The organism is Spirosoma lacussanchae (assembly GCF_005870035.1).
Classification (GTDB): Bacteria; Bacteroidota; Bacteroidia; order Cytophagales; family Spirosomataceae; genus Spirosoma; species Spirosoma lacussanchae.
Genome location: NZ_SWJG01000001.1, coordinates 2,011,830 through 2,035,058, shown reverse-complemented (window position 1 = coordinate 2,035,058; position 23,229 = coordinate 2,011,830). Strand labels below are relative to the sequence as shown.

18 protein-coding genes are annotated in these 23,229 nt (G+C 53.2%); 12 read left to right on the top strand and 6 right to left on the bottom strand.

All coding sequences use genetic code 11. The features are described 5' to 3' along the window. Nucleotides 1-111: 111 nt before the first annotated feature. Complete coding sequence (locus FBR45_RS08430; RefSeq protein WP_077919905.1) at nucleotides 112-303, bottom strand: cold-shock protein; 192 nt, start codon at nucleotides 301-303, stop codon at nucleotides 112-114. A 243-nt stretch (nucleotides 304-546) separates the two neighbouring features. On the opposite strand from FBR45_RS08430, the gene FBR45_RS08425 reads away from it, so the two are divergent. Then, nucleotides 547-2,808, top strand: a complete 2,262-nt coding sequence (locus FBR45_RS08425; protein WP_246082153.1) for a DUF5916 domain-containing protein — start codon at nucleotides 547-549, stop codon at nucleotides 2,806-2,808. 34 nt (nucleotides 2,809-2,842) lie between these two features. On the opposite strand, the gene FBR45_RS08420 is transcribed toward FBR45_RS08425, so the two are convergent. Further along, nucleotides 2,843-3,169, bottom strand: coding sequence for a hypothetical protein (locus FBR45_RS08420; RefSeq protein WP_317128606.1), 327 nt, complete (start codon nucleotides 3,167-3,169; stop codon nucleotides 2,843-2,845). An 84-nt stretch (nucleotides 3,170-3,253) separates the two neighbouring features. After that, entirely contained in the window at nucleotides 3,254-4,357 is a 1,104-nt protein-coding gene (locus FBR45_RS08415; protein WP_138501089.1) for a Gfo/Idh/MocA family protein, read from the bottom strand. A 408-nt stretch (nucleotides 4,358-4,765) separates the two neighbouring features. Between FBR45_RS08415 and FBR45_RS08410 the strand changes: the two genes are divergently transcribed. The 4 genes from FBR45_RS08410 (at nucleotide 4,766) to FBR45_RS08395 (ending at nucleotide 8,911) form a co-directional block, all read left to right on the top strand. Then, nucleotides 4,766-5,638 (top strand): carbon-nitrogen hydrolase, encoded by an 873-nt coding sequence (locus FBR45_RS08410; protein ID WP_138501087.1) that lies wholly within the window; start codon nucleotides 4,766-4,768, stop codon nucleotides 5,636-5,638. A 61-nt stretch (nucleotides 5,639-5,699) separates the two neighbouring features. Beyond that, on the top strand, nucleotides 5,700-7,322 hold the full coding sequence (locus FBR45_RS08405) for a hypothetical protein (protein ID WP_138501085.1): 1,623 nt from the start codon (nucleotides 5,700-5,702) through the stop codon (nucleotides 7,320-7,322). Nucleotides 7,323-7,340: 18 nt separating this feature from the next. Next, nucleotides 7,341-8,303, top strand: coding sequence for an ROK family protein (locus FBR45_RS08400; protein ID WP_138501083.1), 963 nt, complete (start codon nucleotides 7,341-7,343; stop codon nucleotides 8,301-8,303). A gap of 32 nt (nucleotides 8,304-8,335) precedes the next feature. Further along, complete coding sequence (locus tag FBR45_RS08395; protein ID WP_138501081.1) at nucleotides 8,336-8,911, top strand: D-sedoheptulose-7-phosphate isomerase; 576 nt, start codon at nucleotides 8,336-8,338, stop codon at nucleotides 8,909-8,911. Between the two features lie 31 nt (nucleotides 8,912-8,942). Here the strand turns inward: FBR45_RS08395 and FBR45_RS08390 are convergent, their stop codons facing one another. From FBR45_RS08390 to FBR45_RS08380, 3 genes are all read right to left on the bottom strand, one after another. Further along, nucleotides 8,943-9,635, bottom strand: a complete 693-nt coding sequence (locus FBR45_RS08390; RefSeq protein ID WP_138501079.1) for a molybdopterin-dependent oxidoreductase — start codon at nucleotides 9,633-9,635, stop codon at nucleotides 8,943-8,945. Nucleotides 9,636-9,751: 116 nt separating this feature from the next. Further along, nucleotides 9,752-10,825 (bottom strand): prephenate dehydratase, encoded by a 1,074-nt coding sequence (gene pheA / locus FBR45_RS08385; RefSeq protein WP_077919914.1) that lies wholly within the window; start codon nucleotides 10,823-10,825, stop codon nucleotides 9,752-9,754. Between the two features lie 103 nt (nucleotides 10,826-10,928). Next, nucleotides 10,929-12,821 (bottom strand): DNA topoisomerase IV subunit B, encoded by a 1,893-nt coding sequence (locus tag FBR45_RS08380; protein ID WP_138501077.1) that lies wholly within the window; start codon nucleotides 12,819-12,821, stop codon nucleotides 10,929-10,931. Nucleotides 12,822-13,070: 249 nt separating this feature from the next. On the opposite strand from FBR45_RS08380, the gene FBR45_RS08375 reads away from it, so the two are divergent. The 7 genes from FBR45_RS08375 (at nucleotide 13,071) to FBR45_RS08345 (ending at nucleotide 23,173) form a co-directional block, all read left to right on the top strand. Continuing rightward, complete coding sequence (locus tag FBR45_RS08375) at nucleotides 13,071-15,722, top strand: polysaccharide biosynthesis/export family protein (protein WP_138501075.1); 2,652 nt, start codon at nucleotides 13,071-13,073, stop codon at nucleotides 15,720-15,722. A 15-nt stretch (nucleotides 15,723-15,737) separates the two neighbouring features. Further along, entirely contained in the window at nucleotides 15,738-16,853 is a 1,116-nt protein-coding gene (locus FBR45_RS08370) for a hypothetical protein (RefSeq protein WP_138501073.1), read from the top strand. A 93-nt stretch (nucleotides 16,854-16,946) separates the two neighbouring features. Further along, nucleotides 16,947-17,786: an ABC transporter permease gene (locus FBR45_RS08365; protein WP_138501072.1), complete on the top strand. Its 840-nt coding sequence runs from the start codon at nucleotides 16,947-16,949 to the stop codon at nucleotides 17,784-17,786. A 73-nt stretch (nucleotides 17,787-17,859) separates the two neighbouring features. Then, nucleotides 17,860-19,119 carry an ABC transporter ATP-binding protein gene (locus FBR45_RS08360; RefSeq protein ID WP_138501070.1) on the top strand — a complete coding sequence of 420 codons (1,260 nt, stop codon included), beginning with the start codon at nucleotides 17,860-17,862 and terminating at the stop codon, nucleotides 19,117-19,119. Between the two features lie 26 nt (nucleotides 19,120-19,145). Then, complete coding sequence (locus tag FBR45_RS08355) at nucleotides 19,146-20,237, top strand: DegT/DnrJ/EryC1/StrS family aminotransferase (protein ID WP_138501068.1); 1,092 nt, start codon at nucleotides 19,146-19,148, stop codon at nucleotides 20,235-20,237. 86 nt (nucleotides 20,238-20,323) lie between these two features. Continuing rightward, nucleotides 20,324-22,402, top strand: a complete 2,079-nt coding sequence (locus FBR45_RS08350) for a glycosyltransferase family 39 protein (RefSeq protein ID WP_138501066.1) — start codon at nucleotides 20,324-20,326, stop codon at nucleotides 22,400-22,402. A gap of 69 nt (nucleotides 22,403-22,471) precedes the next feature. After that, entirely contained in the window at nucleotides 22,472-23,173 is a 702-nt protein-coding gene (locus FBR45_RS08345; RefSeq protein WP_138501064.1) for a WbqC family protein, read from the top strand. Nucleotides 23,174-23,229 lie beyond the last annotated feature (56 nt).

The following is a 23,229-nucleotide window of genomic DNA, read 5'->3' as shown; positions in this document are numbered from 1 at the left end:
ACGTGACTAATTGTTGTACTGACCGCAAAAATGGCTTTACGAACCGACAGGGCAAAAAAAAACATGCCGCAAGGCATGTTTCTACAACGGTTGTCGGGGTATATCTTACGATTAAGCCATTTCGACGTTCACGGCGTTTAAGCCTTTCTTGCCGCGCTCGACATTGAACTTAACCTTGTCGTTCTCGCGGATTTGGTCGATGAGACCTGAAGCATGTACGAAGATGTCTTCACCGCCTTCATCGGGCTTAATGAAACCAAACCCTTTGGTTTCATTAAAGAATTTTACTGTTCCTGTTTGCATTGCTTGTTAAAATTTAAGCGAAGGACGACACAATAAACTTGTTTTCCAAATATATCTGACAAATTTTCTGACAATACCCATCGATTCTACGTGCCGTCTGGCATCCGCAGGCTACTCTAAAAAAAATCACAAATCTTCAATCCGTTGACATACAACACATTACTTTGTTTTGACAAAATATACTCAAGCATTTATACGGTAAAATAAGCGTTCTTTGCAGGCTGAAAAAAGTACATTAGCCAGATGTTTTTTCGTTCGAGCAAGCAGGGAGTAGGCCCCTGGATGATAGTACAGAATAAATTAGCGTACAGACTACTTTGTAAAACAAGGACTGCATGGACAGTTTTTGTTGCCGTTTTACTTCATTCAGTTGCTCTCTCCCAGTCTCTGCTGGTTAGCCCAACCGATACGCTGGTTCGGCTGGATGGTGAATTAACGGAGTCGGTCTGGCAGCGGGCTGCTGTTGCTGGCCAGTTTACCCAGAACTTTCCCAACGATACGCTACCGGCCTTAAACCGGACCGAAGTCCGGCTGACCTATGATCAGAACAACTTATACGTTGGCGTTGTCTGCTTCGACCAGAACCGGAACAAACGATTTGTGGCCAGTTCGCTGCGTCGGGACTGGGAATGGGACCTCAACGACAACTTTACCCTATATATCGATCCCTTTGGCGATCGTACCAATGGCTTTACCTTTAATGTAACCCCGCTTGGTGTTGAGCGCGAAGGGCAACTCTTTAACGGAGAACGGGTGGCCACGGAGTGGGACAACAAATGGCGTTCGTTTGTAAAGGTGTATCCGGATCGCTGGCAGGCTGAACTTATGATCCCCTTCAAAAGTATCCGATACCGTCAGAATTCAAACTGGTTTCTGATGAACTTTGCCCGCCATGATCTGAAGAATAACCAGCGAGCCTCCTGGCGACGGGTGCCGATTGCCTATCGGATTTCGGCGCTCGCCTTTGCCGATACAGTTCGCTTCTCGACACCCCTCCCCCGGGTGGGCACCAATATATCGCTCATACCCTACGTCAGCGGCCGCATAGACGACTATCGGGGCGAAGGGGGGGCTTACAAACCGGGAAGCAACGCCGGTTTCGACGCGAAAGTAGCAGTTACGCCAGCCCTCAACCTCGACCTGACCGTGAATCCGGATTTTTCGCAGGTAGAAGTCGACCAACAGGTTACAAACCTCGATCGGTTCGAGATATTTTTTCCCGAACGACGGCAGTTCTTTCTGGAAAACAACGATCTGTTCGCTAATCTGGGTTTTGAGCAGTCGCGGCCCTTCTTCAGCAGACGCATCGGTATTGGACGGGATACCAGCACGGGGGTGACCGTCCAGAATCCCATCCTGTACGGACTCCGACTAAGCGGGAAAGTGGATAAGAACTGGCGAATCGGACTGCTGAACACGCAAACCGCCCGACAAAGCAGCCGGGGTATCAGTCCGCAGAATTATACGGTAGGGGTTGTTCAACGGCAGGTGCTGGGCCGGTCCAATCTGGTTGGTTTTTTCATCAACCGGGATGCGTCTTCGGTGACGCCCGGCCTGTCGCGCTATACCCGAATTGGCGGGGTTGAATTCAACCTGCTCACCGCCGACAACCGATGGGCGGGTAAGGTATGGGGCCACAAAGCATTTCAGGAAGGTCAGGCAGTGAACACCACCCAGGACGCAGCCCATGGCCTTTTACTGACCTACACCAGCCGGAACCTCATGCTGGAATGGTCGCACGAATACATTGGTGCCCGGTACAACATTAACGATGTGGGGTATGTAGCCCGGCGCGGCCAATGGGGCTTTTTCCCGAAAGGCGGGTATACATTCTATTCCCGGCAGCAGGGAGGACTGGTCAGCCACGGCCCCGGCTTTGAAACCCGCTTTTACCGTGACCTTACCGGCAGGCTGCTTGACCGCGAACTGAATCTTTTTTATTCGTTCGCCCTCCGGAACACGACCGAATTTGGCGGAGGCTTTTATTCGTATTACACGTATCTGTTCTCGGCTTTCGATCCTACCAACCTCGACGGGAAGGCCTTACCCGCCGGCACAGACTATCGGATTAAAGGTGGATTCTGGTTCCTGAACACTGACCGCCGAAAGTTACTGACGCTGCAGGTCGAAGGCTGGACGGGTGGGTACTTCAACGGGACTAACTTCAACGTTGCCCCCACGCTCAATTACCGCTTTCAGCCATACGGGTCGTTTGGCATCACGGCTGAACACAATAACATCCGGTTGCCTGCTCCCTACAGTTCGGCTTCTTTCTGGCTGGTTGGTCCCCGGCTCGATTTGACGTTTTCGCGTCGGGTATTCCTGACAACTTTCGCCCAATTCAATAACCAAACCAACAACACCCTGTTGAACACGCGGCTGCAGTGGCGGTACGCCCCCGTTTCGGATTTGTTTGTCGTGTATCAGGAAAACTACGTACCAGGCTCGTTCCAGAGTAAGAACCGTACGCTGGTACTGAAGCTATCATACTGGCTTAATCTGTAACGATTGCCAGTAAGCGGGAAGAGATTAATAGAGATTAATTCAGATACGGCAGATAGGGCTCCAGCCGATCGGTATCGCGGAAGGCGGCTACGTTCTGAAGGTTGCTGCGGTACGCGTCGTAGCACAGTTCGACGTAGAAATCGCGAAGGTTATACAACAAAAAGATCTGGTCACCTTCGTACCGATTAGCCAGTATATCTCCTGCGTAATAAAGCGTATCGAGTTGCTGGTTGGCGGGGAGTCGGGTAAAATCGGCGGGTTGCATATGAAACGGGGTTGACCGGCGAAATACGCCAAAAATCAGCAGCCAGGCAACCGGATAAACTGACTTTATATAATACACCATAATTACTACTATCATACAAATGAAATAGCCCATTAATAAATGGGCTATTAACCAGTTAGATAAAAGCCCCTGCCTGGGTAGCCAGGAGCTTTTTTTATTTTATGACAGTTTGACGGAACGACCGGTCCGGGCGGCTTCGTAAATAGCCTCTACCACGCGGATGTCGCGTAGTCCTTCCTCGCCGGGCACGAGCATAGGTTTGTTCTGTATGATCGATTCGGCATCGTGGTCCATCTGCAGGGTCTGTTGCCAGGGTGTCTCATACGGATGGTCAATCTTACCACTGGCCCGGCCGGTGAACTCCCCTTTGACCCCGTTGTAGGCGGAATAAGGCTCCATGTGCAGGGTTCCCTTGTCGCCCGTTACGTGCAGATAGTTCATATTCATCCCGTAACTCGTCTGGATGGTAGCCCGCGCTCCACTGGGAAAAACCAGCTGGGCCATGGAGGTTTCGTCGAGGCCGTTCTTATACACGTCGGGACGGGTCGTGTACTGCTGCGCCGTTAGTGAAATCGGTTCTTCGCCGGTGGCCAGTCGCGCGCCCTGGATGGCGTATACACCCATATCGTACATAACCCCACCGCCCATTTCTTTCTTCTGTTTCCAGTGGTCGGTTCGGGCATCGTAATAGGCCGCCGAACAGCTCACCATCTGAATTTTACCAACCTTCCCGTCCCGAAGCGCTTTCACATACTCCTGGGTGTTGGGTTCGTGATGGAGCCGGTACCCTACCGCCAGCGACCGCTTGTTTTTGGCACAGGCATCAATCATGTTCTGACATTCTTTAGCGGTAACGGCCATTGGCTTTTCTACCCAGACGTGCTTTCCGGCTTTAGCCGCCCGAACAACGTACTCCTCATGCATGGAAGGGGGCAGCACAACATACACTACATCGATATCCGGGTTGTTCGCGATCTGATCGAAGGTCTGGTAGGAGTAGATATTCTTGTCCGGAATGTTGTACTGCTTCTTCCATTTCTCGGCTTTGGCGGGCGTTCCGGTTACGATACCGGCGAGGTAGCATTTTTTGGTTTTCTGAAGGGCGGGAGCCAGCAAATCGGTGCTGTAGTAGCCCAGTCCGACCAACGCCACCCCAAGCCGATCTTTTGCCGGGCGGGTAGCGGCTAACAGCGTGTTGGGCGAAAACGTGGCTACGGCACTGGTAAGAGCAGTAGCCTGTAAAAAGTCTCTTCGGGTTGTCATGATGCTATCGTACTGGTTTCGGTACAGGGTTCGTAATGTGTAGTACAAGAATACAAAAGGCACTGATCAATTACCAGTGCTACGGCTTCTGGTTATAAAGTGAATTTACCCATACCCTACCCATCAACTCAGCTTTTACTACCCGGGCATCTGCATCCGGCACGGTTCCGGATCTGCAGTGCGCTGCCGCAGGACTGCCTTAAGTTCGGCCAGAGAATGTCGGTTGGCTTCGAGCAGTTTCCTGTAGGTCCAGGTCTGTATGTCCAGCATTACCTCAAACCTGACAGAAGTCCTGCTTTCAACGCCCATTTGGGGTAAGCAATAGACTCTTTTTTTATCCCGAACCCGCCTGCTCAGACTTTTGTTGAAAATAGGCGTTGTCATGACAGAACGCTCTACTTTTGCATCATGTCTAAGAAAGTCAATATTGGTTTAGTGCAGATGAGTTGCTCGGCCGATGTCGAGTCGAACATTCAGAAAGCCATCAGCGGCATTCGGGAAGCAGCCCAAAAAGGCGCTCAGATCGTTTGTTTGCAGGAATTGTTCACATCGCTGTATTTCTGCGATGTGGAAGATCATCACAATTTCAGTCTGGCCGAAGCCATTCCGGGCCCAACCACCGAACGGCTGGGGCAGGTAGCCGCCGATCTGGGCGTTGTCATTGTAGCTTCGCTATTCGAAAAACGGGCGCATGGTTTATACCACAATACGACAGCGGTTCTGGACGCCGACGGCAGTTACCTGGGCAAGTACCGGAAAATGCACATTCCTGACGATCCAGGCTATTACGAGAAATTCTACTTCACTCCCGGCGATCTGGGCTACAAGGTTTTTGACACGAAGTATGCCCGCGTGGGGGTGCTAATCTGCTGGGACCAGTGGTATCCGGAAGCAGCCCGTATAACGGCCCTGATGGGTGCCGAGCTATTAGTTTACCCCACCGCCATTGGCTGGGACACTGCTGAGCCTGACCCGGCTCAGAATACCGAACAGTATAACGCCTGGCAAACCATTCAGCGAAGCCACGCCATTGCAAACGGGGTTCACGTCGTGGCGGTCAACCGGGTTGGCCGCGAAGCCGATCAGCAGTTCTGGGGCGGCTCGTTTGTAGCCAATCCGTTCGGTTCCCTGCTCTATCTGGCTCCGCACGACCAGGAAGTTGTTCATGTGCAGGAGGTAGACCTGGCGCTGTCGGAGAAGTACCGCACGACCTGGCCCTACTTCCGCGATCGTCGGATTGACTCCTACCAGCCGATCACCAGGCGGTATATCGACGAATAACCAGGACAGCGATCGGGCAGTGCGATATGTTGACTTTTTTTCGGCTTCAGTGAAAACCAGCATGAAACTAATTTTGTCGTTTTTTATAGCCAGCCTGACCGGGTTCGGCTTCTGGTGGCTGCGCCCGTCGGCACCGCCGGTACCCGCAGCCGTTCTGCAGACCGATCCGCTACCCGCGCTGACTCCCCTGACGGCCACGCCCCGCGCCCGGTTCAACCCGACCCCAGCCAGCCGTAAAGGGTTTTACAACATCGATGTTGTCGACGATTTTGCCGTACCTACTACCAAGACCATCACTTTCTGCGGAGCCGGTCGAAACCTGCACGTAGACCGGGACTGGAGTAAGCTGTTTCGGCGTGGTTTTACGGCCCTTGACCAGACTCGCATGGTCAGCGGCCAGGAAATTTGGACCGATGGCATGCCCCCGGCGGGCTGGCGGAGTCGGCTGAAGCAAAGCCAGCGGTCTTTAATTCTCTATCAGGATTACTTTGCCAATGCCTTTCAGCTCGACTGGGCTCGCAACGGCGAGCAGGCGACTAACACTCTGTACAGGGCTACCGCCCGGAATCAGGCTGCGCGGAATACGATTTACCAGGCCGGTATGGAGCTGCGGGGAGGCTGTGTCGGCTTTGGCGATTGCCCGCCGGGTACGATGATCAGTACGTTTGGCAAAATTTTCCTCGACATCGAAAATGATGGCGTCAGCGCCGGTAAGAAACAGGACCAGGCTAACCTATATACCTATCTGGCCCGTACCATTAAAGAAAACATTAGCCCACAGACCGAAATCGGCTCTATAGCCCCCGTCCCACACAACAGCTTCGGCTACTCCCGCGCGTCTGATTACATGGCCAGGCCCGACTGGCTCTGGAATACGCCGGCAACGCATACCAACAGCAGTCGGCAGCGCGGTATGCCAGACGATCTGGTGGGGAAAAGTTTCGCTGACGTCGTCGATTTTCATATGGCTGGTACGTATTATCTCTACCCTGATTTCGATTATAGCATCCCTCATACGGCAGACGACAGTCGCCACTGGCTGGCATCCTTACTAGCCGAACAGGAAGTCAACATGAGACTATCGCCCAAGAAGCGGATCGCCTGGCACTGGCTCTTCAACACCCAGAGTGGCGAGTTCGAAAAAAGCGGCAAAGCCGAACACCCCGCGCCACCCGCCATTGCCGAAGGGATGAGTATCTTTTACTGGTTTACGGGCGCTTATGGGGTACTGTTCTGGGATGACCACAAAGACCTGGTACCGGGCCAGCCCGCCCCTGCCGACCCGGGTCTGCGGGGACTGGGAAACGACCGGCCCTACGCCTGTTATGAACACTACATTCATGGTCTTTGGCGGCTGTTCAAACATCATGGCGATCTTTTCAACGGCCGCGAAACGTACCTCAACGAACAGACTGAGTGTTCCTACGACGGCGGAAAGACCTGGCTGAAATACAATGCCAATCAGATCAAGACCCGCAGTCTGCCTTTCGTGCGGGCGATCGTTAATGGCGATCAGATACTGGTGGCGGCTACTCAGGCCTACGCCCGGCCCAATCAGACCGGACAGGTGATGCTCCGATACGTACAGAACGGATACCAGTTTTACACAACCATAGCTTTACAGGGCGATCAGATCTACCTAGGTCGGGCTACCATGCGCAAGAGCGCGGGTCGCCGAAGCTGACCTACTTCCCACCTCCATATGACGCTTGGCATAGAAATCGGCGGAACAAAAATACAACTCGTTACCAGTGATCTAACCGGCTGGATCGATCACCGTTATCGCTTTAGGGTTAATCCTTCAGCAGGTGCCGATGGAATACTGCATCAAATTGCGACAACGATAGCCCAGCTTCCCGAACCTCCGCAGGCTATAGGCGTTGGCTTCGGTGGCCCCGTCGACTGGCAAACGGGTCGGGTGGCCACGTCGCACCAGGTTGGCGGCTGGGCCGGTTTCGATCTCGCGGGCTGGCTGCGCATTCAGGTGCCAGGCGCACAGGTTCGTATTGAAAACGATGCCAATGTGGCGGCTCTGGGCGAAGCCCGGCGAGGGGTGGCTACGGGGTTCAGGCGGGTTTTTTACGTAACGCTGGGAAGTGGTATGGGTGGTGGTCTGGTGGTCGATAAACAGCTCTACCACGGTGCGTCGCCCGGGGAGGCCGAAATTGGTCAATTGTGGCTGGTTCCTCCGGGGGACTCGTCGCCAGGACAGACCCTCGAACAAACCGTATCGGGCTGGGCCGTCGACCAGCAGATTGCCGACCTGCTCCCCCAACTGCCTTCCGATTCGGCGCTGAAGACCATGGTACTCGGGGCGCAGGCCGAAGGGGTCATTCAACAACATCCCCCGCGTGGACAGGCTAAATACCTGCATGCGGCCTATGAAGCCAGCGATCCGGTAGCCCGTATGCTGATCGAACAGATAGGGTCGATACTGGCCCTGGGGCTCTCCCACGCCATACACCTGTATCATCCGGACGCCGTTGTCCTAGGTGGTGGACTTTCGCTGATTGGAGAACCCCTGCGGGCCGCGGTTCGGCAGGCGCTGCCCCGTTTTGTGATGAAGGCCTTCCACCCCGCTCCTATCATTCTGCTGGCCAAACTGGGAGAAGATGCCGTTCCAGCGGGGGCGTTGGCGATGATGAATGATGATTACTTAAATTGATTTATCAGTTGTCGATTGATCGACCGGCCGACATGAACCAGACTTATTTTCAAGCTTACCTTCAACAGCAAAAAGCGGTTTATGATGCCATTCCGCTCGATACGGTAGAGCGCATCATTCATCTCGTGAAGCAGTGCCGAGAAGAGGACCGGCAGTTGTTTGCGTTCGGTAATGGCGGCAGCGCGTCTAATGTCTCCCACTTTATCACCGACCTTGGCAAGAGTGCGTCCGACAGCCTGCTCGCCCGGGGCGAATCTAATCGATTTCGGTGCATGTCCCTGAACGAAAACCTCTCGTGGATCACTGCCCTGGGCAATGATTACAACTATGAGGATGTTTACCTCAGGCAGCTTCAGAACTACGCCCGGCCCGGCGACCTGGTTATCACACTGAGTGTAAGCGGCAGTTCGCCCAACGTGGTAAAAGCAGTGGAATGGGCCAGAGACAATGGTCTGATCACCGTGGCGCTCGTTGGCGGGAAACGAGGCCGGGTGGCTGATCTCGCCCATGAAGTTATCGTCATTAACGAGACACACTATGGCCGCGTAGAAGATGCGCAGATGACCATCTGCCACATGATTTGCTACGGGTTCATTGAAGCTTACTAGTCATAAAGAAGCTTAAAGCAGCCTTTTGCCGCTAGGAGTACCGGTCGTTCCGCCAGGGGTAGGCCGTGTCCGAATAGCCTCGCTCTTCCCAGAAACCGAGCTTGTTCTGGGGCAGAAATTCAATACGTTTTATCCATTTGGAGCCTTTCCAGGCGTAGAGCTGGGGGGTAATCATTCGTAATGGGCCGCCGTGTTCGCGCGGGAGCGGTTCACCATCTGCGGTATGCACCAGGAGTACATCGGGCTTGAGGGCTTCTTCAAGCGATACGTTGGTAGAATAACCGTCGTATCCGTAGCACATGATGTGAGTTGCCGACCCTGTCGGATCAACCAGAGCCGCCAGGTCAATCAACCGCACCCCTACCCAGGGAATATTCAGTCTTGACCAGGTCGTTACACAGTGAAAGTCACTGGTATCTTCCGTTTGGGGTAATGCCATCAAGTCATCCCACTTCAGTCGAACCGGGTGATTAACCTCACCATCGATAGCCAGTTGCCATTTGTCGAGCGGGATATTAGGCTGATAACCCAGATCGAGCACGGGCCATTTGGTCGTTACGGTCTGCCCGACAGGTACCGTTGGCATGCCGTGGCGATTAACCGGACCTGAGCCGCGTGGTGTAGCGTCGGTCATAGATGGCGTCTGCGCCATTTTTTCCTCAAACCGCCGTTTAAGTTTCAGGCGGGCCTCAATGATCCGCTCCGTTTTATCGTTCGCTTCCATCGTGAGTCGTGCCGAATCTACGTTCGGGTTTACAGTTAGCTTGGTGTTTTTTTCTGAACCTGATACTAACTCAACCGTAAATCGAAATAAGTAGTTTTTACGAATCCTTGTTTAGATCAGGCTACCCGCACGTAACTGCCCAGTAGCTTCACGTCGGCCGTGTGGTGGTTCAATATGTCCTGCAGATCCGGATCGCTGGCGTGGCCTTCGCATTCGAGCAAAAACCAGTACCGGAACGTAGCTCCCTCCCGCAACGGTCGACTTTCAATTTTGGTGAGATTGATATGGCGGGTGTTGAACTCCTGTAGAAATTCGGCTAATACCCCCGGCGATTCGGTGTTGGGCAGTTTGGCAATAAGTGTTGTCTTATCATGCCCGCTGGGCTGGTTCACAAAATTCTTGGCCAAAATCAGGAACCGGGTGCGGTTAAGATCCGAATCTTCAATGTTGTCGAACAGCACCGGCACATCAAATAGCTTGGCCGCGATAGTTGAACAAATGGCTGCCGTATAAGGCTGCTGGCCAGCCAGTTTAGCGGCTTTAGACGTCGACTCAACCGGCACCAGCTCCGCTTTCAGTCCGTCGAAGGTATCGTTCAGGAACTTACTGCACTGCCGGAACGCAATATCTTTGGAATAGATATGGGTAATCTGCGAAAGGTCTTCGGTCTGGGTCGCAAAGGTAAAATGAACCGGAATCTGCGCTTCGGCCGCAATACTGAGGTCTTTCTCGAGCAGCAGGTCGATGGCTTCGCTGACGACCCCTTCCTGGTTATTTTCGATCGGCACTACGCCGAAGCGGGCCCGGCCGGTCTCAACACTTTCAAACACGGATCGGATAGTTGGTAAGGCCGTGTAGGCACTCATGGCTCCAAACCGACTTTCAGCGGCCTGATGAGTAAAGCTTCCTTCGGGGCCCAGGTACGCAACCCGTTCGGGTAATTCTAGATTACGCGAAACTGCAAAAATTTCCAGAAAGATGGCTTCGATAGCCGACTGGTTCAGCAAACCGTTATTTTGTTTGTGCAGCCGGTCGAGGATCTGTTTTTCGCGCTCAGGGCGGTAAATAACGGCGTTGGTCGTACGCTTAAGCTCGCCTACTTTCCGAACCAGTTCCATCCGCTGGTTTAATAGAGTCAGCAGCTGGTCGTCCAGGGCATCGATGTCGTTACGGAGAGACTCCAGGGTCATAAAACGTGCAGGTCGTAAATCGTATCAATTTGTCGGAGCAGTAACTCACGCCCGGCAAACTTACGACTTACGACCTACGACTGCTACCCTTGCGGGCTAAAACTTACACCAGAGCCGCTTCTTCCACATCTTTTTCGATCCGCAGATTATCGATGATAAATCGCTGACGGTCGGGCGTGTTCTTACCCATATAATAACTCAGGAGTTTGGGCACTGACGTTTCTTTCTCCATGATGACCGGCTCCAGTCGCATGTTCTCACCGATAAAGAGCCCAAACTCTTCGGGCGAAATCTCACCCAGCCCCTTGAATCGGGTAATCTCAACTTTTTTACCGCCTTTGGTCAGCTTGCTGATAGCGTCCTGCTTTTCTTCTTCGGCATAGCAGTAAGTCGTCTCTTTATGATTTTTGGGGTTTCGGACCCTAAAAAGCGGGGTTTCCAGAATATACAGATGGCCGTTACGAACCAGTTCGGGAAAAAATTGCAGGAAGAACGTCAGCATGAGCAGGCGGATATGCATCCCGTCAACGTCGGCATCGGTAGCAATCACGATTCGGTTATAACGCAGCCCTTCCAGCCCGTCCTCGATATCGAGTGCGTGCTGCAGCAGGTTAAACTCCTCATTTTCATACACCACCTTTTTGGTTAGTCCAAAACAGTTGAGGGGTTTGCCGCGCAGGCTAAACACGGCCTGGTTCTGTACATTCCGCGATTTGGTAATCGAGCCCGAAGCTGAATCGCCTTCCGTGATAAACAACGTAGACTGGTACCGGTCGTCGGCCTTCAGATCGGACAGGTGATTGCGGCAGTCTCGTAGCTTCTTGTTGTGCAGACTCGCTTTTTTGGCACGATCATTGGCGAGTTTTTTGATGCCGGCAAGTTCCTTGCGCTCCCGCTCCGATTGTTCGATCCGCTTCTTGATCGCGTCGCGAACGGTCGGGTTCATGTGCAGGAAGTCGTCCAGCCGTTCTTTTACAAAATCCTTGACAAAGGAGTTAACCGACTGGGCGTTGGGCTCGGGCGACATATTGATCGACCCCAGCTTGGTTTTCGTCTGCGACTCGAAGACAGGTTCCTGAACCCGTACGCTGATAGCCGCAATGATGCTGGCCCGGATGTCGGTCGTTTCGTAGTTTTTGTCGAAGTGTTTACGAACGGTATCGACAACGGCTTCTTTGAGCGCCTGCAGGTGTGTACCGCCCTGGGTGGTGTTCTGACCGTTAACGAATGAGTAGTACTCTTCGCCGTAGGCGTTGCCGTGCGATAGTGCAATTTCAATGTCATTCCCCTTCAGGTGAATGATCGGATACCGTAAGTCATCTTCTTTATGCTTGCTGCTGAGCAGATCGAGCAGGCCATTCTGAGAGACAAATTTTTGCTTGTTAAAATTAACGATCAGCCCGGCGTTCAGGTAACAGTAGTTCCAGATCATGTCGGAAACGAATTGCCCGCGATAATGAAAATGTTTAAACACGGTATCATCCGGTTCAAAGCAGATCAGCGTACCATTGCGCTCGGTTGTTGGCTCATCGCCCTGCTGCCTAAGCTCTCCTCGTTCAAATTCAGCCCAGACCGTACGTCCTTCCCGGAACGACTGCACCCGAAAGTAGGTAGCCAGCGCGTTTACCGCTTTAGTACCCACCCCGTTGAGGCCAACCGATTTCTGGAAAGCACCCGAGTCGTATTTACCGCCCGTGTTGATCTTCGACACCACTTCGACCACCTTCCCGAGCGGAATGCCGCGGCCATAGTCGCGAACTTCAATTCGATGGTCCGTTACGCGCACATCGATGGTTTTACCAAATCCCATCACGTGTTCGTCAATGCAATTGTCGATAGTTTCTTTCAGCAGGACATATATACCATCATCAGCGGCAGAGCCATCACCTAGTTTACCGATATACATGCCGGGCCGGAGCCGGATATGTTCGCGCCAATCGAGCGAACGGATACTGTCTTCGTTGTACTGAACGGTCTGGTTCGTTAATTCTGTCATAAAAAAAACGGTGAAGCAAGGGTCAAACAACCAGGAGGCTACACGGGCACGGTAAACAAAACATCGGAAAAATTATACGCAAGCCCTGCCAGCAGGAAAAGTCTCCGCTCAATAGGAAACTATTAGAAATCCAACAAAAGTTCGCTTACTTTGCCGACTGAACTGTGCTGTGTACTATACGGTCAAAAACAACGTTACATACAGGTCTTCGCCGTCGCTGTTACCCGAGCTGTTCGACATCTTAAAAATATGCAAAATCTGCGAATTAACCACGTCTTTCCGCCAAAATCTTTTTCTGTCGCACCAGTTGCTTCACTCCAGGGGTTTGCTCCGTTTGTGGTCTATCTGCTGCTAACCTTAACTGGACTGACTGTACGGGCTCAGGTAACGCCTGCTCCCGCAGCGGGAGGAGCCACCACCTCACCCGGAACGGCCCGGCCCGGCGCAACACCCTCTGCTCCTTCATCGCAGCCCGGACGGGGTTTACCCGCCGGCGTAAACGTAAATAACCTGCCTCCCAGTGTCCAGCAGCAAATTAACCAGCGCGCCGGACAGCTTCAGAACCAGGGCCGGAACGGCGCCAACGGCCGCGCCGGAGGGGCTACCGGCGCCGATGGGAACGCTGCCACTACCGAGCGCAGTTCTCCAAACGGCCTCGAACAAGGCGTTAATCAGAACGAAGAGGGGGTCGAACCCAACGAAGAAAATAGCCAGGAGGTACAGAAGAGCAGCTACGAACTCGCCCGCGAACAAGAGAAACTCGAAATTCGCCGGAAACTGTTTGGATTTGCTATCTTCAACGATCCGGCCCTGAAAGCGTCATTTCAACCCAACACCAGCATTGCTACGCCCCGCAACTACATGGTTGGACCGGGCGACCAGCTCAACATCCGGATATATGGCTACTCAGAAACCGATTTCTCGCAAACGGTTTCGTCGGAGGGCTATGTTTATTTTGCCAATCAGTCAGGTATCGGTCCGGTCTTCGTATCGGGGCTGACTGTTGAGCAGGCCAAAGCGCGGATGGAAAGCCGCCTGGCCACCAAATACGTGGGACTGCGCAGTTCATCCTACGGTCCGAAAAACACGTTCCTGGAAGTATCGCTGGGGACAACCATTCGCAGTATTCGGGTTACGGTAACGGGCGAAGCCCTTCGGCCGGGTACCTATACAATGTCGTCGCTTTCGACGGTTATGAATGCTATTTATCAGGCAGGAGGCCCCAATGAACTGGGATCGTTTCGTAAAGTGCAGCTCATCCGCAACAATCGCGTAGCGGCCACCCTCGACCTGTATGATTACCTGCTCAACGGCACCCAGCGGAACGACATCCGCCTACAGGACAACGATAACATCCGGTTTTCGACCTATACCCTTCGGGTTGAGGTTACGGGCGCTACCAAACGGAACAATCTGTTTGAGATGATGCCCGGCGAAACCCTCGACCGGCTTCTGTTCTACGCCGGTGACTTCGCAGCTACGGCCTACAAAGGCCGGGTGAAAGTGCAGCGGCTCACCGACCGCGAGCGTAAAATCATTGACGTTACGGCCACTGAATACAAATCGTTCGCTATGCAGGATGGTGATCAGGTGTCGGTCGAACAACTCCTCGATCGGTTCGAAAACCAGATCACGATTGAAGGGGCCGTTTTCAGACCGGGCCAGTACTCACTCGATCAGAACAAAACGCTGAAGCAACTCATCAGCTCCGCTGAGGGGCTAAAGGGAGACGCCTTCATGGGCCGGGTCAACATTGTCCGCACCCGCGAAGACCTGGCCATCGAGAACATAACGGTCAACCTGGGCAATATCCTGGCGGGCACTGATCCGGATGTAATTCTGCAGCGCGAGGACCAGGTAATTATTCCGTCGAAATTCGATCTGGCGGAACCCGCCGAGATCTCCGTGCTGGGCGAGGTTACCAAGCCCAACCCGGCCATTCCCTATATGGCAAACATGACGCTGAACGATGCCCTGCTCAAGGCGGGTGGCCTCCGGGAATCGGCTGCGGCATCGGTAGTTGAAATCGTTCGCCGGAAAAAAGATGTTGATCCGCGTTCAGCTTCTGCCCAGATCGCCGAAATCAAACGGTTTAACATTAACCGGGATCTGTCGACCACCTCCGATGAGCACAACTTCCTGCTGGAGCCGTTCGACCAGGTTATCGTTCGTCGGTCGCCAAACTACGCCGTTCAGACCTACGCTGCGGTAGAAGGCGAGGTCATCCTGCCGGGCCTGTATGCTATCCGGAGCAAAGATCAGAAAGTATCGGACCTGGTCGGTCTGGCAGGCGGTCTGACTCCGCAGGCTTACATCGAAGGGGCTACCCTGGTTCGGCGAATCAGACTGAGCGAAGACGAAATTGCCCGTCGTCAGCGCTCGATCCGCGACCTGGCCGACAATGTCACCACGGGTAGGGGCGTCGTTGAGGTAGACTCGGTCGTTGCTGACAAACCGGAATCGATCGGCATCAACCTGAAGAAAATCATGGAGCGCCCCGGCTCATCGGAAGACATACTGGTGCAGGAGGGTGATGTTCTGCGTATACCTAAGTTACTCGAAACGGTTCGGATTCAGGGAGAGGTTATGTTGCCCAATACGGTGAAATACCGCTCGGGCCAGACGTTCCAGGATTACATCAGCCAGGTGGGTGGGTTCACCTCCAAGTCGCAACGCCGGAAATCGTTCGTCGTATACGCCAATGGTTCGGTAGATCGTACGCGTAAATTCATGTTCTTTAACGTCTATCCACGCGTGGCACCTGGCTCAGAAGTCGTTATTCCTAAGAAGACAACGAACCCGCTCACCCCACAACAGGTTCTGGGTTCTGCCACAGGTATAGCCTCTTCGCTGATTACGCTGATTGTAACCGTTATCGCCCTGAGCCGAGTAGGCAACTAAACTCATACAATAAGCATGGATTCGACAAAAACAACGCCAGCGGACCCGAACGGCATGGTAACCCGTCCCCCACTGCCACCCGACCAGATTTCGCCCAAATCGGTCGTTCTACAGCTCTTTAAACTGAAAGATGTAGTTAAGCGCAACTGGAAACTGCTCCTGATCCTGACAGCCATTGGCGGTGCCATTGGGTTTATTTACGACTTTACCCATGAGAAAAAGCCCATCTATAACTCATCAATCACGTTCAACCTGGGCGGTGGTTCATCGGGAGGAGGCTTTGGCGACCTGGGTGCGTTGGCCGGTGCATTCGGCCTGAGCCAGGGCGCTTCGGATGCCAATATCTTCACGGGAGACAACTTTCTGATCTACGCCAAGTCTCGTCCGGTAGTAGAGAAAACGCTTATGCAGTATGACACCATCAATGGGAAGATCTATCTGCTAGCCAACTATTATATCAAGTACAGCGGTATCCGGGACGAGGAGTGGGAAGAGATAGATACCCTGCGGGCGTTTACGTTCCCGCGGGCCAAGAAACCTAGCGAGTACACCAAGACCGAGCAGGACGTTATGTCGCAGATTTACACCCGTATCTCTACCGAAATGAGCGTTACCCAGCCGGAGCGGAAATCATCGTTTATGGAAATGAGTTGCGGTATGCAGGATGAGATGCTGACCGCTACCTTCCTGACCTCACACCTGAAGACAATCGAGGAGGATTACCGCAAGAAAGAGACCAAGAAAACGCGCGAGATGTATGACCTGCTCAACTCACGCGCCGATTCTCTGTTGGGCGTACTGTCGGGTACCGAAAACAAGCTGGCCCGGTATATGGATCAGAACCAGCAGATGGTCGTGGCGCAGGGGCGAATTACCGAAAATAAGCTGACCCGCAACTCAACCTTCCTGACTACCCTGTATTACCAGGCGCTGCAAAGTGCCGATAATATGCGCCTGTCGCTGATTCGCGAAGCTCCGCTGTTTACCATTATCGAACCGGTGTCCTTCCCGCTGTACCGACAGGTAAAAACTCCGATTGGCATGCGGATCGGTGTTGCGCTGGGCGTTATTTTGAGTCTCATTGTTGTGTTTATGCGCGAAACGTACCGCTCCATCATGCGGGAAGAATAAAATCTGTCAGTAGCTTTCAGTTTACGGGTAGCCGGAAATTGGCCAGTTGCTCAGGTTCGTCATCCGTAAACTGAACATCGAAAATCTATACTTGTGAAGACCCACGAAGTAATTATACAACCAGGCCGCTCAGAAAAGCACTATTGGCGGGACCTTTGGCGTAACCGCGAATTGATGTATATCCTGTCGATGCGCGATGTATCGGTTCGCTATAAACAAACCGCACTCGGCACCGCCTGGGGCCTCATCAGACCACTGACAACCATGCTCATCATGGTATTCGTGTTCAGTAAAATCGCGAAACTACCGGCTGATCCGGGGGTGCCCTACCCACTTATGGTACTTGGTGGTATTACGGTCTGGACTTTTTTTGCCACATCCTTCACCCAGGTCAGCAACAGCGTGACGCTGAACTCAAACCTCGTCACAAAAGTATATTTCCCTCGGCTGATCATGCCCATCAGTTCGGTTGCGGTTAGCTTTGTCGATTTTCTGGTGTCATTAGGCCTTTTCATCCTACTGGCGGCCTGGTACCGGTTCGTTCCTGACTGGCACCTGCTGCTCCTGCCGGCGTTCATTGTACTGGCCTTGTTGGCATCGTTTGCCTTCGGGCTCTTTTTTGCCGCTGTCAATGTCAAATTTCGTGACATTGCTCAGCTGATCCCATTTATCGTTCAGGTTGGATTTTACATCTGCCCGATCGCGTACAGCAGTCGGCTGGTTGCTGAAAAATCGAATGAATGGTGGGCCCCTTTATACTGGCTCAACCCGATGGTGGGCATAATTGACGGATTCCGGTGGGCACTTCTTGGGGAAAATGCTTACTTTAATCCACAGAGTCTGCTGACCTCGGTGATCATTACGGTCGTTTGCCTGACTCTTTCGATTTACTTTTTTCTCAAACGGGAAAATACGTTTGTTGACGATATCTAAACGGGGTCGGGCGTTAGACGCGGCAAAGCCTCTCCCGGCTACCCGAACAACGACCGATTAACGACCAACCACTATGTCTGTCATTACTGTCGATAATATAAGTAAGCAATACATCATTGACCACCAGAAGGGCAAAGGCGTCAATACCCTGCGCGACGTGCTGACCCAGAACGTGAAGCAACTCTTTGGTGGCAAAAAAGAGCAGAATGGCCTGTCCCGCGAGGAGTTCTGGGCGCTGCGTGATGTAAGCTTTTCTATTGAACAAGGCGACCGCGTCGGTATCGTTGGCCACAACGGGGCCGGTAAGTCGACCATGCTCAAAGTATTGAGCAAAATTATCGAGCCTACCACCGGCAGCGTCCGGATCAAGGGGCGCGTAGCCAGCCTGCTGGAGGTCGGCACTGGCTTTCACCCCGAGCTGACGGGTCGCGAAAACATCTTTTTGAACGGATCATTGCTGGGTATGAGCCGCAGCGAGATCCGGAACCAGTTCGATGCGATAGTTGCTTTCGCGGGTGTCGAGAAGTTTCTCGATACGCCCGTTAAGCGGTATTCGTCCGGTATGTACGTACGGCTTGGGTTCGCCATCTCGGCTCACCTCGACCCCGAAATCATGATCGTCGATGAAGTACTGGCCGTGGGCGATGCCGAATTCCAGAAGAAAAGTCTGGGTAAAATGCGTGATAACTCAGCCAGCGGCCGGACTATCATTTTTGTCAGCCACAACATGACCGCCGTACAGGCGCTGTGCAACAAGACCCTGTACTTCGAAAAAGGGCGGCTCATCGAGCAGGGCGAAACCAACCAGGTCATTGCGTCTTACCTGAGTAAAGTATCCCGCACCCGGCTCGTGCGCCAGTGGGATACCCCCGAAGATGCACCTGGTAACGATCTGGTCCGGTTCCGGCGTATCGAACTGATTCCAGAGTATCAGGATGAACTAACCCACATCGACGTTCGCACGCCGATGAAAATACGGTTCGAGTTCTGGAACATGATGGATCGGGCCAATCTGAACCTGTCCATGCACCTGAACTCCCTGACTGGCGAATGCATTTTCAACGTCGGCACCCGGTCGCAGCCTTACGGCAAAGGCCTGATTGCGGGCGAGTGCACCGTGCCGGGCTACTTCCTCAACGACGGCTCCTACACCGTATCTGTAATGGTAGTGAAAGATACCGTCACGCCCCTGTACGTTATGGAAGAAGGCCTCACCTTCGACGTTGAGGACTACCGAGAGGGAATTGCCTGGTACGGGAAATGGCCGGGCTACGTTCGGCCCCAGTTTCCGTTCGAGATGGAAATGCTGGAGCCCGTGAACAGCGAACAATAGCCGAGTCGCCAACCGATAACTTACCCATGATCTACGTTACCAAATCATATTTACCCGACCTCGACGAATACACCGCCTATCTGAAAGGCATTTGGGAACGTGTGCACCTGACCAACGATGGCCCGCTGCTCCGCCAGCTCGAAGACCAAATGAAGGAGTTTCTGGGCGTTCGTCACCTGAAATACTGTAGTAACGGTACGGTAGTGCTGCAAATGGCCCTGAAGGCGCTGGATATAACCAAAGAAGTTATTACCACGCCTTTCTCCTATGTAGCGACAACCAACGCCCTCTTATGGGAAGGCTGTACGCCTATCTTTGCCGATATCCGCCCCGACGATTTCTGCATCGATCCGGACGCCATCGAGCCACTGATCACTGAAAATACGCAGGCCATCATGGCCACCCACGTATACGGAAATGCCTGTCGTATTGAGCAGATCCAGGCGATAGCCGACAAATACGGGTTGAAGGTGATTTACGACGCGGCTCATACATTCGGAGCCAGCTACAACGGTCAATCGATTCTTTCGTACGGTGATCTGAGTACCTGTAGCTTCCACGCCACCAAGGTGTTTCATACCGTTGAGGGCGGGTGTATCGTAACGGACAACGACGAGATGGCCGAAAAGCTGCACTTCTACCGTTCGTTCGGCCACCGCAACGACGACTACCGGAGTGTGGGCATCAACGCGAAAAACTCCGAGTTACACGCAGCCATGGGGCTTTGTGTGCTGCCCAAAGTGCCGGAACTGATTGCCAGCCGGAAAGAGGTATTCGGCTACTACGACAGCCAACTGGATTTCTCGAAAATTACCCGCCCCATCCTCACGCCGGGTGTAGATTACAACTACGCCTACTACCCGATTGTGTTCGATACGGAAGAAACGTTGCTGCGGGTTATGGACGCCCTGCAAGCGCAGGATGTGCTGCCCCGGCGGTACTTTTACCCGTCGCTCAACACACTTCCCTTCGTGAAAACCCACCAGCCCTGCCCAATTTCGGAAGACGTATCGCTGCGGGTGCTTTGCTTACCCATGTACCCAGGTTTGTCCGAAGCCGATGCCAACCGTATTGCCAGCGTCGTTAACGAGGCCGTTGCTCTGGTTAATATCGATTAGTAAGTGCTGGCTATGATTGGGCGCTGGTCACCGACCAGGCCAGCAATGCCCCAGGACCGGTTACTTATGATTCGTTATTCGATAGTATGACACTGATCTATATCCTTGCCTTATTTCTTTTTGTATTCTATGTCGGACGACTAGCGGCCCGGATTTGCCGCCGGTCGCTGGTAGACTGGCTATTGACTTCGTTTTTGCTCGGAGCAGGCAGCGTCATCCTGACGGGCTTTATCCTGTCGGCGCTTTACCAGACCAATACTACCCCCGTGTGGGCCGTGTCGGTCTTCGTTACGGCAACGGTACTGGGTCGTATACTGCGCTGGCTTGTACCAGATCACGAACGCTTCTCGGTGTCGCTGCTGATCCGGGACCGGCGGCACTCGATGCGCCGGTGGTTTCAGGCCCTGAGTACTTTCCCCAAGTTTCTGTTCACGATCCTGTTCGGCACGCTCGCCGTTATTGCGGTGACGAACCTGCTGCTTGTTTTCTTTACTGTTCCCAACGAATGGGATAGCATGACCGGGCACCTCAACCGGCTGATGCAGTACATGCAACGCGGTACCATGCGACATTTTGGCGGTACCAACTGGAATATTGACACCTACCCCAAGAGCGTCTGTACCCTTCAGATCTATTCTTTTTTGATGACCGGCCGGTTCGAAAACGGCTTTAAGTTTATTCATCACCTCAGCTATTGGATAGCCATCGTCTCGGTTTTCGGTATCATCCAGCGCATTGGCGTCAGCCGGGGCGCGGTGTCCCTGTCGGCCAGTTTTTTCTGCGCCCTTTGCTATGCACTGCTGCCTGACTTTCTGATGCAGGCCATTACGACCGAAACCGATATTGTGCTGACGGCTTATCTGAGTTTGCTGCTCTATATGCTCTTCAGCTACCAGGCTTCCGGCAGTCCGCAAACCCGCGACAGCCGGTATCTGTATCTGGCAGGTATGGCCTTCGGCATGGCCTTTGGCCACAAGATTACCTTCGCGCTACTGCTGCCGTCGGTGTTCGTGATCATGATCTACACGGTCTTTCTGTCGCCGTCGCTGGCCATCACAACCCGACGGACCCTGCGACTGGCGGGTGCTATACTGGTAGGGGTTTGCTTGTGGACGCTGCCTACCGGGTATCTGAAAAACATTGAAGCGTTTGGTCATCCGATTGGCCCACCAACCGCCCTCAAACACCAGTCGGTAGAACGGGCGGGCTCAGCCCGAAACCTGTTTGAACAGGGCAGCCGGAACGTAATTCGCTATGCTTACGACCATGCGAACCTGGATGGTATCCGGAACGTTCGGGCCGGAGCCACCCTGAACCATGCCATGCGGCAACCCCTGGTTATACTGGAAGATAAACTGCACATGCGCCTGGATGAAGAGACTGATTTCTCCATCCAGCCGTTTGCGTTTGACCGCAAGTTTATGTTCTACAATGCCAACCCCTACTGGGGGGCTATCGGTATTGGGCTGATTTTTCCGTTGCTGATTTTGGTTCTGACGGGCTTTGTTCGGTCTACGCCCCATCTGTTCATCGGAATGGCTCTGCTGCTTCATTTTGCTGCACTCTCCTACTCGGCCCCCTATGACCCCTTTAAGGGTCGATACTTCATCGAAACGGGTCTGTTCGGCATCCTGTTTCTGGGTCTTCTGTTTCTGCACGCCCGGCTATCGGTCGAGGTGCCGAAGCGCGTTGTCTGGAAAGGGTACGTTGGTCTAGTTGTTGTGCTTGGCTGCATCTCGGCGCTGATGTGCGTATTTCTAAACACCCGGGCACTTCCCTTTGCCTGGACGGCTCCCGACGGAAGGCCCTTTCCATCGGCATTCTCGTCGGACCGGATTGAGCAGATGACCCTCGGGCGACCCGACATCTTCCGGCCCTACAAACGATTTGACGAACTCGTTCCGGCAACCGCAACGGTGGCCCTCGGTACAATTAACGACGATTACGAATACCCGCTATACGGCCCTACCCTGTCGCGTCGGCTCATACCAATCAACCCGTTTGAACAGGGCCTGAGGCCAATTCCGAAAGAGGCCGATTATCTGTTTTTTGCCAGTAGCGTGATAAGGCCCCAGGCAGGAGATATCCGATTAGGCACCGATACGACCCTGCGTTCCATTGCGCCTGTACCGGGCGAAGACTATTATCTCCGTAAGCTGAAATAACCATACCGGTTCCGTTGGGGGCTTGTTCCCTGCCGGCCACGAACCAGCCTCACTACCCCAAATTGCCCTATGACAATCGCCATTATGCAACCTTATTTCCTGCCATACATCGGCTACATGCAGCTGATGAGCGCAGTAGATACGTTTATCCTCTATGACGATGTTTCGTTCATTAACCGGGGCTGGATCAACCGGAACCGGCTCCTGATCAACGGGCAGGAATATCTGTTTACGGTTCCGTTGCGCGATGCCAGCCAGAATAAACGCATCAATGAAGTTCATCTGGCCGACGATCCGAAGTGGCGGAGTAAGCTACTAAAAACCATTGAACAGGGCTATCGAAAAGCGCCATATTACGGAACGGTAATGCCCCTGACTGAAAAAATTGTCAACTTTACCACTGACTCGATCGCCGAACTGGTTCATTTTAGCCTGGTAGAGCTGAATACATTTCTGGAGATACCTACGCGCCTTGTGGCCTCCTCATCGGTCTATCAGAATACAAACCTGAAAGCTCAGGATCGTATTCTGGACATCTGCCGACAGGAAAAGGCCACTCGGTACATTAACCCAATTGGCGGTACCGACCTGTATGACAAGCCATCGTTTGCTACGGCCGGTATCGACCTTGCTTTCATTCAGGCCAAACGGGTCGAATACGCCCAGTTCAACCGGCCGGAGTTTGTTCCCTGGCTATCGATCATCGACATATTAATGTTCAACGATGTGCCGGCCACCCGGGCCATGCTAACTGAATTTGATTTATTATAACCAAGAATGAACGACAGAATTGGGGTTCGCCTGTCGGCTACGCCCGATTTTGTCAT